This window comes from Paraburkholderia sp. (genome assembly GCF_028283785.1).
Lineage (GTDB): Bacteria > Pseudomonadota > Gammaproteobacteria > Burkholderiales > Burkholderiaceae > Paraburkholderia.
Window position 1 is genome coordinate 255,161 of sequence record NZ_JAPWKB010000017.1, and the last position, 14,514, is coordinate 269,674.

Here is a 14,514-nt window from a genome sequence, read left to right on the forward strand (position 1 = left end):
AGTTGATTTCCGTCGATTCGAATGCTGTACTAAATCAATCGTCCAGATTTAGTAGACCCCGCAGACAACCCGGATTCATACGGGTGTTTTGCGTACAGCGCATGTCGAGTTCGACTCACGATTTCAATTTTTCCAATATTTCCGCATCGACAGGAGGAGTGCCCCATGAATCATCCGACAACCCGCCAGCGCGTGGCGGCCCGCCGGTTCGTCACGCTATGCGCGGCGGCATCGGCGGTGTGGTTTGCAAACGGTACGCAGGCGGCCGATCAACCGGTCGTCGGGCTGATTACGAAGACCGACACCAATCCGTTTTTCGTCAAGATGAAACAGGGCGCCGACGCCGCCGCGCAAAAAGACGGTGCGAAGCTACTGACCGCCGCGGGCAAGTTCGACGGCGACAACGCAAGCCAGGTCACCGCGATCGAAAACATGATGACGGCCGGCGCCAAGGCCATCCTGATCACACCGAGCGACACCAAGGCGATCGTGCCGAGCATCAAGAAGGCGCGCGCGGCAGGCGTGATGGTGATTGCACTCGACACGCCGACCGATCCGCAAGATGCGACCGACGCCCTCTTCGCCACCGACAACTTCAAGGCCGGCGTGCTGATCGGTCAATACGCAAAAGCCGCGCTCGGCAACAAGCCCGCGAAGATCGCCACACTCGATCTCGCGCCGGGCGTGTCGGTCGGCGTGCTGCGTCACAACGGGTTTCTGCAAGGCTTCGGCGTGAAGGAAGGCGATCCGTCCGTGGTGTGCAGCCAGGACACGCGCGGCGATCAGGCAAAAGGCCAGACGGCGATGGAAAACTGCCTGCAGAAGTCGCCGGATATCAACGTGGTCTACACCATCAACGAACCGGCCGCAGCGGGCGCCTACCGCGCGCTGAAGGCGGCGGGCAAGGACAAGAGCGTGATGATCGTGTCGATCGACGGTGGCTGCGAAGGCGTGCGCAACGTCAAGTCCGGCGCGATTGCCGCGACCTCGCAGCAGTATCCGCTGAAGATGGCCGAACTCGGCGTGACGGCCGGCGTCGAGTACGCGAAGACCGGCAAGAAAGTGTCCGGCTATCACGACACCGGCGTCACGCTGATCACCGACAAGGCGATGTCCGGCGTCGACAGCAAAGACTCGAAGTTCGGTCTCGACAACTGTTGGGGCAACAAGTAACGCAACGCCCGCGTGCGGCGCGAAAGCGCCGCACGTCACCGCACTGTCCGGCCGGAACACGCCGACGCATTCCGAAGCATCGATCCGTATGCGCGGTACGTGCCCGCGCCTGTTGCATCCCGAGAGGTATCCGTCATGTCCACTCCCTCTGCTCCCGCCGGCGGCTCGCGTCATCTCGCCGACCGTCTGCCGTCGCTGGCCGAAGTCGGCCCGCTGATCGCACTGGTGCTCGCCTGCGCGTTCTTCATCTCGCAGAGCAACCGCTTTCTGTCGTTCCAGAACCTGTCGCTGATCCTTCAGCAGACGATGGTGGTCGCAGTGATCGCGATCGGTCAGACGCTGATCGTGCTGACGGGCGGCATCGATCTGTCGTGCGGCATGGTGATGGCGTTCGGCTCGATCATCATGACCAAGTTCGCGGTGGTGCTCGGCGTGCCGCCGGTGCTTGCGATCTTCTGCGGGATCGCGGGCAGCACACTGTTCGGCGCGCTCAACGGCGTGCTGATCACGCGCATCAAGCTGCCTGCGTTCATCGTCACGCTGGGCACGCTGAATATCGCGTTCGCGCTGACGCAAATCTATTCGAACGCGGAAAGCGTGTCGAACCTGCCCGACGCGATCATGTTCTTCGGCAACACCTTCACCATCGGTCCGGCGGAAGTTACCTACGGCACCGTCCTCACGCTGCTGATGTATCTGGCCACCTGGTTCGTGCTGCGCGACACCGTGCCCGGACGGCATCTGTACGCGCTCGGCAACAACGCGGAAGCCGCGCGCCTGATGGGTCTGTCGTCGCAGAAGATCCTGCTGACGGTCTATTCGCTGGCGGGCGCGATCTACGGGATTGCCGCGCTGCTGTCGGTATCGCGCACCGGTGTCGGCGATCCGCAAGCGGGACAGACCGAGAATCTCGACAGCATCACCGCGGTCGTGCTCGGCGGCACGAGCCTGTTCGGCGGACGCGGATCGATTGTCGGCACGCTGCTCGGCGCGCTGATCGTCGGCGTGTTTCGCAACGGGCTCACGCTGATCGGCGTGTCGTCGGTCTATCAGGTGCTGATCACCGGGATGCTGGTGATTCTCGCCGTCGCCGCCGACAAGCTGTCGCATCGCCGTTGAACGCAACACGTCCGTCTAACGAGCCTTTCAGGAGTACGCCATGTCCACGCCCGTTTCCATCGCTTCCGCGCCGCCGCCTGGATCGACCGGCGCCCCGGTTCTGCAGGCTCGCGGTCTCGTCAAGCGGTACGGCAACGTCACCGCGCTCGACGGCTGCGATTTCGAGGTACTGCCCGGCGAAATTCTCGCGGTGATCGGCGACAACGGCGCGGGCAAGTCGTCGCTGATCAAGGCGCTGTCCGGCGCGACCGTGCCCGACGAAGGCGAGATTCTGCTCGACGGCAAGCCGGTCCGCTTTCGCAGTCCGCTCGACGCCCGCGCGCAAGGTATCGAAACGGTCTATCAGGAACTCGCGGTCGCGCCCGCGATGAGCATCGCCGAAAACCTGTTTCTCGCGCGCGAGCTGGTCAAACCGGGCTGGCGCGGCTCGATCTTCAGGATGATCGACAAACGGCGCATGCTCGACGAAGCGACCGCCCACATGAAAGGCTTGCAGATCGGCATCCGTTCGATGCGCCAGGCCGTCGAAACCCTGTCCGGCGGACAACGCCAGGGCGTCGCGGTGGCACGCAGCGCGGCGTTCGCGCGACACGTCGTGATCCTCGACGAACCGACCGCAGCGCTTGGCGTGAAGGAAGGCAACATGGTGCTCGAACTGATCCGCAAGGTGCGCGAGCGCGGCCTGCCGGTGATCCTGATCAGTCACAACATGCCGCACGTATTCGAAGTCGCGGACCGGATTCATATCCAGCGCCTCGGACGTCGCGCGGCGCTCGTCAATGCAAAAGACATCCACATGTCCGAAGCTGTCGCGATCATGACCGGCGCGAAAGAAGCGGACGTGAAGGCGATTGCGTGACGCGTGCGAGCCACCGAGCCTCCCGATTCCCCTCCTTCGCCGGGTGATGCCGTCGCGAGTACAGCGGCGACGCGGATCCGGTCGCCGCTCAAGCGCACGGTCGGCTCGAACCAGGTCGGCATGCGGCAGTTCAACGAGCGGATCGTGTTGCAGGCGATCCGCCTGCACGGCCCGCTCGCGAAAGCGGACGTCGGCCGGCTGACGCGACTGTCGATGCAGACGGTCTCGATGATCGTCGACCGGCTGATCGTCGACGGGCTGCTCGAACGGCTGCCACGCGTGCGCGGCCGGATCGGCCAGCCGTCGGTGCCGATCGCGCTGCGCGCCGAAGGGGCGTATACGATCGGCATCAAGGTCGGCCGGCGCAGCCTCGACGTGCTCGCGATGGATTTCGTCGGCAACGTCTGCTGTCGCGACGTGCTCGACTACGGTTATCCCGATCCGCGCGTGCTGTTTTCCGCGCTCGAAGCCAAACTCGCGCGTTTGAATCAAACGTTGGGCGACCGCGCGAAGCAGGTGGTCGGCGTCGGCGTCGCCGCACCGCTATGGCTCGGCGGCTGGCGCGACTTTCTCGGCGCGCCGCCCGAAGCGCTCGAAGCGTGGCACGACATCGACCTGCGCGCGCGGATCGGCGCGTTGACCGGCTTGCCGGTCGAATTCGCGAAAGACACCACCGCCGCCTGCGCCGCCGAACTCGTGATGGGTCAGGGGCGCGCGATCCACAACTTCCTGTATCTGTTCGTCGGCACGTTTATCGGCGGCGGAATGGTTATCGACGGACGCCTGCATGGCGGTCCGCACGACAACGCGGGCGCGGTCGGCTCGATCCCGCTCGGCGGCAACGCCGGCGGCGAAGGCCGGCCCGCGCGGCAACTGCTGCACGCGGCGTCCGGCTTCGTGCTCGAACAGGTGCTGAGCGACGCCGGTGCGCCGCCCGCCGCCGCGCACGACCATCGCGCGCTGTCGCCGGAACTCTGGCGTCACACCGAACGCTGGCTCGACACAGCCTGCCCGGCCATCGCCAGCGCGCTGACCAATGCCGCCGCGCTGCTCGATCTGGAGGCGGTCGTGATCGACGGCGAACTCGACCGGCAACTGGTCCGCGAGATCATCCGGCGCACCGAACGCGTGCTCGACCGCTTCGAATGGGAGGGCATGGTGCGCCCACAGTTGCTCGAAGGCACCATCGGCGCGGACGCCCGGGCGATGGGCGCGGCGATCCTGCCGTTGTACGGCCACTTCGCGCCCGTCCACGAACTGTTTCTGAAACCGGCGGCGGAGTCGGAATACTGACGCGCCGCGCTGTCCCGCGCGGCGGGGAAATTGAGTAACATACTCCGGCACCCATTTGCCTATCCTCTATGACCGCCACCCTCAGCGAACTGACGCCCGACACGCTTGCTGCGCTGCTCGAACGCATCGCCGGCAAAGACGCTTCCGCACTGCGGGAGCTATATGATGTCGCCGCACCGAAACTGTTTGGCCTCGCGCTTCGTATATTGAGCAAACACGAATGGGCAGAGGACGTCTTGCAAGAAAGCTTCGTCAATATCTGGCGCTTCGCGGGTGACTACCGCCGAAGCCTTGCCGCACCGATGACGTGGATGTCGGCGATCGTCCGTAACCGGGCGCTCGACCATCTACGGCGAGTCAACACCACCGAAACGGAATGGAGCGAGGGGCTGGACGAACTCGTGCCGAGCGGCGACCCGGACCCGGAGGCGATGTCGCTCGCCAGCGACGAAGCGCGGCAACTGGCGGGCTGCATGCAGCAGCTCGAACCGGTGCAGCGTCAGGCGGTCGCGCTCGCGTATCTGCGCGACCAGAGCCACAGCGAGATCGCCGAAGTCCTGACGGTGCCGCTCGGCACCGTCAAATCCTGGATTCGCCGTGGCCTGGCGAAACTGAAAACCTGCCTCGGGGGTGGACTGTGAATCTGCACCGCTACCCGGAACTGGTCGATCTGCTCGCCGCCGAATATGTACTCGGCACGCTGCGCGGCGGCGCACGCCGGCGGATGGACACGTATGCCGCGCACGACGTGGTAATCAAACGCACGCTCGAACAATGGACCCGGCGTCTCGAACCGATGAGCGAGCTGACCGATCCGCGGATGCCGCCCGCCAGCGTGTGGGAAGCGATCGAACGGCAGTTGGGTTTCGCGCCCGCGGCGCCGTCGCGCGCACCGGCGCGTGTCGTCCCGCCGACGCCTCGCTGGTTCGAAAGCGTCGCGTTCTGGCGCGGCTGGGCGTTCGCGGGCACCGCGCTCGCCGCTGTCGCCGTGGTGTTCGCGCTGCGTGCGAATCTCGAAACCGCGCCCGTGCCCGCGCCGGTCACGCAGCAGGCGGCGGCCGCACCGCTGCATGTCGCCGTGCTGAACGGTCAGGACGCGAAACCGGTGATGCTGGTCACCTGGGACGAAAGCCATGGCACGATGACCTTGCGCAAGCTCACCGACATCGCCCCGCCGCCCGGCAAGACGATGGAACTGTGGGGTTTGCCTGCCAACGGTCATCCGGTGTCGCTGGGTGTGATGCCGGACGGCGCCGAGATCAAGCTCGCCGCAGGCGCGCAGAAGCCTGAAAGTTATGCCGCGCTGGCGGTCTCGATCGAACCGCCGGGCGGTTCGCCGAACCACAATGCGCCGAGCGGACCTGTCGTGTTGAGCGGTCGTTTGCTGTCGGTGTCGTAAGGCGGAAAAAACCCGCAATGGCCGTTCGTCGCAATCGATCGAAGCACCGATCGACGAACGGTCATACCGATGCCCACCGCTAACGAAATAGTTAACAATTGCGGTAGGTCATCGGCGCGGCGACGCAGGCAAGAAAGCGGCGCATCGACGAAAAATGCCTATTTCTTACATGCTAGAATCGCTCGCACATCCGCCGCATAAGAAGAAGCAGAAATGAAAAAGGGAACACAGACCGCCGTGCCCGAGACGACCGGCAGTCACTCCGAAGCGCGTCGCAAGTACGATCCGGAACAGACGAAGCGCAACATCCTCGACGTCGCCACGCAGGAATTTTCTGCGATGGGGCTCACGGGCGCGCGCGTCGACGCGATCGCCGAGCGCACGAATACCACCAAGCGCATGCTGTATTACTACTTCGGCAGCAAGGAAGGTTTGTATTCGGCCGTGCTCGACAAGGTTTACGGCGACATCCGCGAACTCGAACAGGACCTGCAGATCAGCGCGCTCGACCCGATGGACGGCATGCGCAAGCTCGTCGAGTTTACGTTCGACTACCACGACAAGCATCGCGATTTCGTGCGGCTCGTGACGATCGAAAACATCCACGGCGCGAAGTACGTCGAGCAGGTCAAAAGCTTCAAGAACCGCAACGCCACCGTCATCCACACCATCGAAGATCTGCTCGCGCGCGGCGCGGCGGACAAAACATTCCGTACAGATATCGACCCGATCGACCTGCATCTGCTGATCAGTTCGCTGTGCTTTCACCGCGTCGGTAATCGTCATACGTTCGGCACGGCGTTCGGCCGCGATCCGTCGCATCCGCGTCTGCGCGCGCGGCATCGCGCGATGATCGTCGATGCGGTGCTGCGCTTCGTACGGCCGTAACCGCACGGTTAGCACGGTTAGCGCGGTTAAAACGCCGTTATTCGCCGCCATAAAAAAACGCGCGCCGGTCGATTGCCCGGCGCGCGTTTTTCATTGGCCGCACATCGTGCGACGTCGGCCTAGTCGGTCAGTTCGATCCGCTTGATATCGCCGACGATAAAAATGTACGACAGCGCGCCGACCAGCGCGATCGCGCCGATAAACACCAGTGCGCCGACGAACGAGCCCGTCGCCGCAACGATAAAGCCCACGACCAGCGGCGTCACGATGCCGGCCACGTTGGCCGCGAAGTTGAAAATGCCGCCCGTCACGCCGAGCAGACCTTCCGGCGCGATATCCGACACCAGCGTCCAGCCCAGCGCCGCCATGCCTTGCGCGAAGAATGCGATCGAAAGAATCACGATCACCGTGACGTTGCTTTCGACGTAATTCGCCAGAATGATCGTCGAGGCGAGCAGCAGACCCGTGATGATCGGCAACTTGCGCGCGACGTTGGCCGACACGCCGCGTCGCAGCAGCCAGTCGGAGAACGTGCCGCCGAACATCACGCCGACCGACGCCGCGATAAACGGCATGATCGCGAAGAAGCCGATCTTCAGCCAGCCCATGTGACGCTCGGTGGCGAGGTAGGTCGGAAACCACGTCAGAAAGAACACCAGTGTCGAATTGCCGGCGAACTGGCCGAGGCAGATGCCCGTCAACTGACGATGCTTCAGCAACTTGCCGATGGTGCGCCATTCGAAACCGCTCGACTTCCGCGCCTGGCCTTCCTGCGCCTTGGTATGCGTGAGCCCGCCGCCCGCTTCGATATATTCGAGTTCCGCTGCGTTGGCCGCCGGATGCTCGCGCGGCTCACGATAGAACGCCCACCAGATCAGACCGAACACGATCCCCACGCCGCCCACCACGAAGAACAGCGAGCGCCAGCCGAACGCGCCCATCAGCGCGAACAGGAACGGGCTGAAAAACGCGAGACCGATATATTCGCCGACCGTGTACGTGCCGGTGGCCATCGCGCGTTCGCTTTGCGGGAACCACGTCGCGACGACCCGGCTATTGGTCGGAAAGCACGGCGCTTCCGATACGCCCAGTCCCAGCCGGAACGCGAACAGCCCGCCGACGCCGTGCACCAGACCTTGCGCCAGCGTGAACAACGACCAGAACGTCATCGACAGGAAATACGTGAGCTTGCTGCCGAAGCGGTCGAGAAACAGGCCGCCTGGAATCTGCGCGGCGACATAACTCCACGAAAACGCCGAGAACATCAGCCCCATCAACGCGGCGTTGATGCCGAGTTCTTTGGTCAGTTGCGGCGCGGCGATGCCGAGCACCGTGCGGTCCAGGTAGTTGATCATCGTGCCGACGGCAAGCAGCGCGAGAATCCGGTAGCGCGCGTTGGAACGGCGGCCAGTCGTGCCTGCGCTGCGCGCGGCCAGCGCTGCAGTGTCGGATTGAGCCGGTTGGCGCATGGGTCGAGTCTCCTTTGTTTTAATCGGGTGAAGCGTGTCGTGACGGAATCACGCGCGGCGCGTTACTGCGCCAGCAGCGTCTGGAAGAACGCGAACATCCGGTCGGCGTCCGGTTCCATGCCGGTGAAAATCCTGAATGCATCGACGGCCTGATAGACCGCCATGCCGCCGCCGCTGAACGTGCGGCAACCGGCAGCTTCCGCGGCTTCGAGCAAGGCCGTGCGGATCGGGAAATAGACGATGTCGGCGACCCACAGATTGCGATGCAGCAATTCGGCGGGCAACGGCAGGCCCGGCAATTTGGCCATTCCGGTCGGCGTCGCGTGGATCAGGCCGTTGGCCTGCGCGAGCGTGTCGGCCAGCGTCTCGGGACGCGCGTCGCCGCCGGTCACGGTCGCATCCGGGAAACGCGCCTGAAGTTCGGCGGCCAGTGCGGCCGCGCGATTCGCATCGACGTCGAACACGGTCAACGTGCGCGCGCCCATCGTCAGCGCGGCATGGGCGACCGCAGCGCCCGCGCCGCCCGCGCCCAGTTGCACCACGCGTTCCAGCGACACGTCCGGCAAGCCCTGTTTGAATGCTCGCGCAAAACCGGACCAGTCGGTGTTGTGGCCGATCCGCTTGCCGTCTTTCAGCAATACCGTATTGACCGCGCCGAGCGCCCGCGCGTCGTCGGACAGATCGTCGAGCAACGGAATGATGCTCTGCTTGCACGGATACGTGATGTTCAGACCGTTGAAACCCATCCGCTCCGCCGCCGTCAGCAACTCCGGCAACGCCGACGCGTCGAGTTTCAGCGCTTCCAGATCGATCCGCCGATACACATACTGGAGGCCGAGTTGCTGGCCTTCGCGCTCGTGCATCGCGGGCGTCAACGATCCGCCGATGCCGGCGCCGATCAGGCCAATCAGGAACGAAGGTCGAGTTACAGGCTGTGTCATGGTGTTTGCTGCCCTTGTTATTCAGGAACGTCGTCAGGCGCTCGAATGCGAGCGCAATGCCGCTCGTGTCTCCGATCGTGGCCCGAAGTCTGAAGCAATCTGCGAATTGTGTCTTTTGGGGTTTTTGCTAATTTGTACCATCTAGTTAGTGTGTCTAAAATTCCGGCCAATCGCGCTATAGTGGCGAATTGCGTGCCCGAACCGGACAAACCCGGCTAACGGACTGGTACATTGCCGCGTCACGCCGCCCGTTGGTGCACAGCACCATGACGTGCGCGCGGGGCGCGTCGGCAAGCGTCTGCCTTCAGTTAACCCTCGCCGCCGTTCCGGTTGCACGCGCATACTTATTGCGCATCCATTTTGAGCAGGAGCCGTTCATGCAGCGTTCGATTGCCACTGTGTCCATCAGCGGGACGCTGGTCGAGAAGCTGACCGCTATCAAGGCCGCCGGGTTCGACGGCGCCGAAATCTTCGAGAACGATCTGCTGTACTTCGACGGCTCGCCCGCCGACGTGCGCCGCATCGCCGAAGACCTCGGTCTGAAGATCATGCTGTTCCAGCCGTTCCGCGATTTCGAAGGCGTCAGCGCCGAACGGCTCGCGCGCAATCTCGACCGCGTGAAGCGCAAGTTCGATCTGATGCACGAACTCGGCACCGACCGCATTCTGGTATGCAGCAACGTGTCGCCGGACACCATCGCCGACGACGCGCTGATCGTCGATCAACTCGGCGCGCTCGCGCTGGCGGCGAAAGAAGCCAACGTGATTGCGGGTTTCGAGGCGCTCGCGTGGGGCCGTCACGTGAATTCGTATCGTCACGCGTGGCGTCTCGTGGATGCCGTCGATCATCCGAATCTCGGTGTCGTACTGGACAGCTTCCACACGCTGTCGCTGAACGATCCCACCGACGAAATCGCGCAGATTCCCGGCGACCGCATTACCTTCGTGCAGATCGCCGACGCGCCGAAACTCCAGATGGACGTGCTCGAATGGAGCCGCCATTACCGCTGCTTCCCCGGTCAGGGCGATCTCGACGTTGCCGGCTTCACTGCACGCGTGATCGAAAGCGGCTATAAAGGCCCGCTGTCGCTGGAGATTTTTAACGACGGTTTCCGCGCCGCACCGACCGCGATCACCGCCGCCGACGGCTACCGCTCGCTGCTGTACCTCGAAGAGCAGGCGCGCACCGCGTTGCGCAAACCCGCCGGACCGGCCGCGCCGCTGTTCGAGCCGCCCGCGCCGCCCGCACACGTCGGCTTCCAGTTTCTCGAATTCGCGGTCGATGACGCCGCGCGCACGTCGCTGGTCGGCTGGCTCGAAAAGCTGCGTTTCCGTCGCGCCGGCACGCATCGGTCGAAAGACGTCACGCTGTATCGTCATGGCTCCGCGTCGCTGGTGCTGAACGCGGAAGCCGATTCGTTCGCGAACGCGTTCTTCCAGCAGCACGGTTTGTCGCTGTGCGCATCGGCGTTTCGCGTGGACGACGCAAAGCTCGCGTTCGAGCGCGCGGCCGGTTTCGGCTATACGCCGTTCTCGGGCCGCGTCGGTCCGAACGAGCGCGTGCTGCCCGCCGTGCAGGCGCCGGACGGCAGCCTCAACTACTTCGTGGACGAAGCGCCCGACGCGCCGACGCTGTTCGAAGCCGATTTCGTCCTCACCGACGTCGACGGCCCGAGCGAAGTCGGCCCGCTGATCGGCATCGACCACGTGTGTCTGTCGATCCCGTCGGGTTCGCTCGACACCTGGGCGTTGTATCTGCGCAGCGCGTTCGGCTTCGTCGCCGAACCGAGCTGGCTGGTACCCGACCCGTATGGACTCGTGCGCAGCCGCGCGTTCCGCAGCCACGACGGCTCGGTGCGAATCGCGCTGAACGCGTCGCTCGACCGGCATACGGCCGTGTCCGAAGCACTGAACGCGTATCGCGGCTCGGGACTGAATCACGTCGCCTTCAACACCGGCGACATCTTCAGCGCCGTGGCCGAATTCGCGGCAAACGGCTTGCCGCTGCTGCGTATTCCACGCAACTACTACGACGATCTGGCCGCCCGCTATGCGTTGCCCGACGACCTGCTCGATGCATTGCGCGCGAACCACATCCTCTACGATCGCGACGAACGCGGGGGCGAGTTTTTCCATGCTTATACGGAACAGCTCGATCACCGCTTCTTCCTGGAAGTCGTCGAACGCCGCGGCGGCTACGACGGTTATGGCGCAGCCAATACCGCCGTGCGCCTCGCGGCACAGGCGCAAATCCGTAAGTAACGCATCAGGCGTGCGGATGACATCAATCAGAATGGAACACGTATGACCAGTTGGAATTCTTCGAAAAACAACCTGAAAACAGGCAGCGGCGTCGTCAGGCTCGCGCTGTTCACCGCAGGCGCGTCGCTAGTCGCGGCTCCGGCTTTTGCGCAGAGCAGCGTCACGCTGTACGGCGTGGTGGACGATGCGATCACCTACGCGAACAACCAGAAAGGCCATTCGAACGTTTATCTGCGGCAGGGCAACCTGTACGCGTCGAAATTCGGTTTCAAGGGCTCGGAAGATCTCGGCGGCGGCACCACCGCGATTTTCGACGTGCAGGCCGGCTTCGACCCGAACACCGGCGCGGCCGCGTCGTCCGGTCTGATTTTCAACCGCCAGTCGTTCGTGGGCTTGCAGAACCAGAACTACGGCACGGTGACGATGGGTCGCCAGTACACGCCGTATTACCAGTTCGTCGGGCCGCTCGCGTCGAGCCAGTGGCTGACGGGCGCGACGGGCGCGCATCCGGGCGATATCGACGGCCTCGACACCACGATCCGGATCAACAACTCGGTCATCTACACCACGCCGGTCTGGTACGGCTTGCAGGCAAGCGGCATGTACGCGTTCGGCGGCATTGCGGGCACCACCAGCAAGGGACAGACGATCAGCGGCGCGCTGAAGTATTCCGCCGGGCCGATTGCGCTGGCCGCGGGCTACCTGAAGATCAACAACGTCGGCCTGACCGGCACCGGCTTCGATTCGTCGTCCACGGCGAGCTTCGGCACGTCGTCGCTGAACACTGGTTATGTGTCGGCGAAGTCGGTCCAGCACATTGCAGCCGCCGCCGATTACACCGTCGGCGACCTGATGGTCGGCCTTACGTATTCGAACGTCCAGTACGCGCCGGGCAATCATTCGATCTTCCGCGACACGGCCGTGTTCAACACGTACGCAGCGCTGGCGACGTACCGCTTCACGCCTGGCTTCGACGTCGCGGCCGGTTACTCGTACACGCTGGCGTCGCGCGCGAACGGCATCACGAATGCCGCGCGCTATCAGCAATACTCGCTGAAGCAGGCCTATCACCTGTCCAAGCGCACGACGATTTACGCGGTCGAAGCGTACCAGCGCGCGTCCGGCGAGACGCTCGGCGCGGACGGCGCGGGCGATATCGTGATGGCGACGCCCGCAACCGGCGACTCGCAGAACTCCACGCCGTCGTCCACCAACGCGCAGTTCGTCGGCATGCTGGGACTCGCGGTCGCGTTCTGACGCGGCTTTCAGTCAGGTTTCACTGACACGGTCTCGATGTGCGCCGATCTCGGCGCGCATCGAAAAAACCGCGCCGGAAGTGCGCTTCCGGCGCGGTTTTTTCATATGGGGCACGCCACGTGCTGCCGATCCGGTGACTCGGGGCATGCGCCGGTTTCGCGTCGGCGTTCGACGCGCTGTCGATATAATGCCCGCTGATCCGCAGTCCGCTGCGCCGACCCGTTGCCCTTCGATGCTGTTTACCGGGCGCATTTGCGGTGTCGCGCACTGAAAAACGCCTCTGGAGAAATATGAAGAAGTTCGCCGTTGTTCTGTCCGTTCCGCTCTTTCTCGGTGCTTGCGCGTATTTCCAGAAAAATCCCGACGCCGGTCAACCCGTCGACGACAACACGACGCAGCGCTCGGTCCACGACGTCGTCGAATGCATGACGCAACAGGCGGTCACGCATAACGCCAGCTTCAAGTCCACGTCGATTCCGCAAGGCCAGATGCTCGACTTCGGCGATTCCAACATCGTCAAGGTGCGCAGCGACAATGGCGCGACGACCTACCGTTTCTACGCGGGCAAGCGTCACGTCGGCAATCTGTGGATCGAAGCGGCGAGCAAGGTCTGCGCGCCGTAATCCGCGCGACCGGCATTTTTACCGGTTACTTTGTGTGATTCCGTTACGTTCGATGTCAACGGATTTCACGCCGGCGCGCGGCGACACCCGTGTGAGGCAAGATGGGCGGTGCTTCTGGCGATTTTCGGAAGAATCGCCGCTAATTTGCATAAAAGATGGGCGCTTTCCTCGGCGGAAGTCTTAAGTTAGCTTTAAGACTTCGTCCGCATGATCCGCGGACATTGACCCGCAAAGAGGACGCCCAGATGAAAACGACTGACCGGATTACCCACGATTCCACCGCCGCGCCCAAGCGTCCGACCATACTGCGACGCCTGCTGAGCCATCACGAACTCGCGACGCTGCTGCTGTTGCTGCACGCGCCGATCGAAGCATCCGCGAAACCCGAAATTCCCACGCTGCACGAAGCCGGTTTGATCGAAACCGTGTCGAACGAAGTCGGCGCCGATCGTATCCAGTTGACGCCCGAAGGCAATGCCGTGCTGCGCGGCCTCGGCGTGCGCCGCTAAACCCGCAACGCTGCAAACCGATTCATGTTTCACACTGCCTGACCCGAGTCTGGCCACTGTTTCGCATCACATTTCGCTGATCGCCGCTCGCTGGTTCACCGTTTGACCGTTTGACCGCAGTTGCTCACGTCACGCTTGCCATACCGCGTACCCTGCCTCGCGCAAGCCGATTGCAAGCTCGACCTCCATGTCGCGCGCGCCGTCGTAAGGCAGCGGATTGAACACTTCATATAACGCCGGCACGAGTCGCAAGCCGTATTCGCGCACGTACCGGTTCGCCTGAATGCCGGCTTTGTGCCGGTCGAATCGCAAGTCCGGGTCGAGCCCGGTCATTCCCACGTAGACGCATGGCTTGTCGAACCGGTAATCCGGATTCGCGCGGCGAAAACGCGCTTCGTTCCAGACGCTGTCCGACAGCGCGACGACATAGACGTAATAACGAAGACGGGCGGAACGGCTAACCATGCGGCGTGGATCGGTGCTTGACTACGCGGATTCGCGCGATGTGCCGTGCAGCATCATCCGGTATTCGGTCGGCGTGATGCCGACTGTCGCCTTGAACTGCCGCGTGAATGCGCTGTGATCGGTGTAGCCGCACAGCGCGGCGACGTCCGTGACCTTGTCGTTCGACACTAGCAGCGCAGTGGCCGCATCGAGTCGCGTCTTCAGCAACACCTGACGCGGCGTCAGGTGAAACACCTTGTGAAAATACCGTTCGAGCTG

The 14,514-nt window shown here is 63.6% G+C and carries 15 protein-coding genes; 11 read left to right on the forward strand and 4 right to left on the reverse strand.

Features of this window, described 5'->3' with window-relative positions; translation table 11 throughout:
• The first annotated feature begins 165 nt into the window (after window positions 1–165).
• From PW947_RS19780 to PW947_RS19810, 7 genes are all read left to right on the forward strand, one after another.
• Window positions 166–1,173, forward strand: a complete 1,008-nt coding sequence (locus tag PW947_RS19780; protein ID WP_299634050.1) for a sugar ABC transporter substrate-binding protein — start codon at window positions 166–168, stop codon at window positions 1,171–1,173.
• 135 nt (window positions 1,174–1,308) lie between these two features.
• The gene (locus PW947_RS19785) at window positions 1,309–2,292 is read left to right on the forward strand and encodes an ABC transporter permease (protein WP_299634051.1); all 984 of its coding nucleotides are present in this window, start codon (window positions 1,309–1,311) and stop codon (window positions 2,290–2,292) included.
• A gap of 40 nt (window positions 2,293–2,332) precedes the next feature.
• Window positions 2,333–3,151, forward strand: a complete 819-nt coding sequence (locus tag PW947_RS19790; RefSeq protein ID WP_299634052.1) for an ATP-binding cassette domain-containing protein — start codon at window positions 2,333–2,335, stop codon at window positions 3,149–3,151.
• A 120-nt stretch (window positions 3,152–3,271) separates the two neighbouring features.
• Entirely contained in the window at window positions 3,272–4,444 is a 1,173-nt protein-coding gene (locus tag PW947_RS19795; protein ID WP_299634081.1) for an ROK family transcriptional regulator, read from the forward strand.
• A 68-nt stretch (window positions 4,445–4,512) separates the two neighbouring features.
• Entirely contained in the window at window positions 4,513–5,085 is a 573-nt protein-coding gene (locus tag PW947_RS19800) for a sigma-70 family RNA polymerase sigma factor (RefSeq protein WP_299634053.1), read from the forward strand.
• The gene (locus tag PW947_RS19805; RefSeq protein WP_299634054.1) at window positions 5,082–5,843 is read left to right on the forward strand and encodes an anti-sigma factor; all 762 of its coding nucleotides are present in this window, start codon (window positions 5,082–5,084) and stop codon (window positions 5,841–5,843) included. The genes PW947_RS19800 and PW947_RS19805 overlap by 4 nt, the downstream gene beginning before the upstream one ends.
• A 213-nt stretch (window positions 5,844–6,056) precedes the next feature.
• Entirely contained in the window at window positions 6,057–6,731 is a 675-nt protein-coding gene (locus tag PW947_RS19810; protein ID WP_299634055.1) for a TetR family transcriptional regulator, read from the forward strand.
• A gap of 119 nt (window positions 6,732–6,850) precedes the next feature.
• Here the strand turns inward: PW947_RS19810 and PW947_RS19815 are convergent, their stop codons facing one another.
• Window positions 6,851–8,200, reverse strand: a complete 1,350-nt coding sequence (locus PW947_RS19815) for an MFS transporter (RefSeq protein WP_299634056.1) — start codon at window positions 8,198–8,200, stop codon at window positions 6,851–6,853.
• 62 nt (window positions 8,201–8,262) lie between these two features.
• Window positions 8,263–9,141 carry a shikimate dehydrogenase gene (locus PW947_RS19820; RefSeq protein ID WP_299634057.1) on the reverse strand — a complete coding sequence of 293 codons (879 nt, stop codon included), beginning with the start codon at window positions 9,139–9,141 and terminating at the stop codon, window positions 8,263–8,265.
• 377 nt (window positions 9,142–9,518) lie between these two features.
• On the opposite strand from PW947_RS19820, the gene PW947_RS19825 reads away from it, so the two are divergent.
• The 4 genes from PW947_RS19825 (at window position 9,519) to PW947_RS19840 (ending at window position 13,791) form a co-directional block, all read left to right on the forward strand.
• Window positions 9,519–11,402: a sugar phosphate isomerase/epimerase and 4-hydroxyphenylpyruvate domain-containing protein gene (locus PW947_RS19825; RefSeq protein WP_299634058.1), complete on the forward strand. Its 1,884-nt coding sequence runs from the start codon at window positions 9,519–9,521 to the stop codon at window positions 11,400–11,402.
• 42 nt (window positions 11,403–11,444) lie between these two features.
• Window positions 11,445–12,659 (forward strand): porin, encoded by a 1,215-nt coding sequence (locus PW947_RS19830; RefSeq protein WP_299634059.1) that lies wholly within the window; start codon window positions 11,445–11,447, stop codon window positions 12,657–12,659.
• A gap of 290 nt (window positions 12,660–12,949) precedes the next feature.
• On the forward strand, window positions 12,950–13,282 hold the full coding sequence (locus PW947_RS19835; protein WP_299634060.1) for a hypothetical protein: 333 nt from the start codon (window positions 12,950–12,952) through the stop codon (window positions 13,280–13,282).
• A 245-nt stretch (window positions 13,283–13,527) separates the two neighbouring features.
• Complete coding sequence (locus tag PW947_RS19840; protein WP_299634061.1) at window positions 13,528–13,791, forward strand: hypothetical protein; 264 nt, start codon at window positions 13,528–13,530, stop codon at window positions 13,789–13,791.
• 129 nt (window positions 13,792–13,920) lie between these two features.
• Here PW947_RS19840 and PW947_RS19845 read toward each other — a convergent pair whose 3' ends face one another.
• Both PW947_RS19845 and PW947_RS19850 read right to left on the reverse strand, forming a co-directional pair.
• Complete coding sequence (locus tag PW947_RS19845) at window positions 13,921–14,256, reverse strand: hypothetical protein (RefSeq protein ID WP_299634062.1); 336 nt, start codon at window positions 14,254–14,256, stop codon at window positions 13,921–13,923.
• Between the two features lie 21 nt (window positions 14,257–14,277).
• Window positions 14,278–14,514 (reverse strand): helix-turn-helix transcriptional regulator (locus PW947_RS19850; protein ID WP_299634063.1); only part of this gene is annotated, 237 nt, incomplete at its 5' end.

Bases quoted from the DNA above. Each gene is read 5' to 3' on its own strand.
- PW947_RS19845 (WP_299634062.1), bottom strand. From the start codon at position 14,256: ATGGTTAGCCGTTCCGCCCGTCTTCGTTATTACGTCTATGTCGTCGCG.
- PW947_RS19790 (WP_299634052.1), top strand. From the start codon at position 2,333: ATGTCCACGCCCGTTTCCATCGCTTCCGCGCCGCCGCCTGGATCGACC.
- PW947_RS19820 (WP_299634057.1), bottom strand. From the start codon at position 9,141: ATGACACAGCCTGTAACTCGACCTTCGTTCCTGATTGGCCTGATCGGC.
- PW947_RS19840 (WP_299634061.1), top strand. From the start codon at position 13,528: ATGAAAACGACTGACCGGATTACCCACGATTCCACCGCCGCGCCCAAG.
- PW947_RS19810 (WP_299634055.1), top strand. From the start codon at position 6,057: ATGAAAAAGGGAACACAGACCGCCGTGCCCGAGACGACCGGCAGTCAC.
- PW947_RS19795 (WP_299634081.1), top strand. From the start codon at position 3,272: ATGCGGCAGTTCAACGAGCGGATCGTGTTGCAGGCGATCCGCCTGCAC.
- PW947_RS19815 (WP_299634056.1), bottom strand. From the start codon at position 8,200: ATGCGCCAACCGGCTCAATCCGACACTGCAGCGCTGGCCGCGCGCAGC.
- PW947_RS19785 (WP_299634051.1), top strand. From the start codon at position 1,309: ATGTCCACTCCCTCTGCTCCCGCCGGCGGCTCGCGTCATCTCGCCGAC.
- PW947_RS19800 (WP_299634053.1), top strand. From the start codon at position 4,513: ATGACCGCCACCCTCAGCGAACTGACGCCCGACACGCTTGCTGCGCTG.
- PW947_RS19830 (WP_299634059.1), top strand. From the start codon at position 11,445: ATGACCAGTTGGAATTCTTCGAAAAACAACCTGAAAACAGGCAGCGGC.
- PW947_RS19780 (WP_299634050.1), top strand. From the start codon at position 166: ATGAATCATCCGACAACCCGCCAGCGCGTGGCGGCCCGCCGGTTCGTC.
- PW947_RS19825 (WP_299634058.1), top strand. From the start codon at position 9,519: ATGCAGCGTTCGATTGCCACTGTGTCCATCAGCGGGACGCTGGTCGAG.
- PW947_RS19835 (WP_299634060.1), top strand. From the start codon at position 12,950: ATGAAGAAGTTCGCCGTTGTTCTGTCCGTTCCGCTCTTTCTCGGTGCT.